The following is a 1,021-nucleotide window of genomic DNA, read 5'->3' as shown; positions in this document are numbered from 1 at the left end:
CTGCTGCGCCAGCCGCGCGGTGCCGATGTTGGAGGATTTGACGATGATCTTGGTCACCGACATCTCGTTTCCGTAGTTGCGGAAATCGCGGATCGCAAAGCGGCCCCACCGCAGCGGCCCGCGGGTGTCGATCACGGTGTCGGCGTTGACCAGGCCGAGGTCCATCGCCTGGGCGGCGGTGAAGATCTTGAAGGTGGAGCCGAGTTCATACACGCCCTGCACCGCGCGGTTGAACAGCGGGCTGTCGGAGGGGTCAAAACCGGAGGTCGGCGGCCGCGGCCGGTCGTTGGGGTCGAAGTCCGGGAAGGAGACCACCGAGATCACTTCGCCTGTGTGAGCGTCCATCAGGATCGAGGTGGCTCCTTTGGCGTTCATCAGCTTCATGCCGCCATAAAGCACCTGCTCCGCCGCCGCCTGCACGGTGAGGTCCAGCGACAGCTGCAGCGGTTTGCCCGCATTGGCCGGGTCGCGCAGGTAGTCGTCGAACTGGCGTTCGACACCGGCAACGCCGATCACCTCAGCCGCGTTCACGCCTTCCTTGCCGAACCCGGCCCCGCCCAGCACATGCGCGGCCAGACTGCCGTTGGGATACAGGCGCATTTCGCGGGGGCCGAACATCAGGCCGGGATCGCCGATATCATGCACCGCCTGGAGCTGCTCTGGGCTGATTTTCTTCTTCACCCACAGGAACTTGCGCTTGCCGGTGAAGTCCTTGATCAGGCGCTCGCGGTCGAGGTCAGGGAAGATCTCGACCAGTTTCTCAGCCGCCCCCACCGGGTCAATCATCTGCGGCGGCTGGGCGTAAAGGGAATGGGTTTCGAAATTGGTGGCCAGCAGGCTGCCGTTGCGGTCAACGATATCGGCGCGCTGCGCGGCGATGGCGGCGCCGGGGACGCTGGCAACGGGCTCGGCCGGTTCCGACACTGCGGTCATGCCCATGCGGGCGATGATCGCCCCGAAGGCGCAAACAAAGAACAACCCCAGCACCAGAAGCCGCCCTTCGGCGCGCTGGCGGGCCTGC

1 protein-coding gene is annotated in these 1,021 nt (G+C 65.5%); it reads right to left on the bottom strand.

Features of this window, described 5'->3' with window-relative positions; translation table 11 throughout:
- On the bottom strand, nt 1-1,021 hold a 1,021-nt coding region (locus RA25_RS21950; RefSeq protein WP_039175043.1), incomplete at both ends, for a peptidoglycan D,D-transpeptidase FtsI family protein.

It is taken from the genome of Leisingera sp. ANG-S5 (assembly GCF_000813925.1).
Taxonomy (GTDB): Bacteria; Pseudomonadota; Alphaproteobacteria; order Rhodobacterales; family Rhodobacteraceae; genus Leisingera.
Note: the sequence above shows the minus strand (reverse complement) of the source record. Positions and strands in the feature narration are given on the sequence as shown.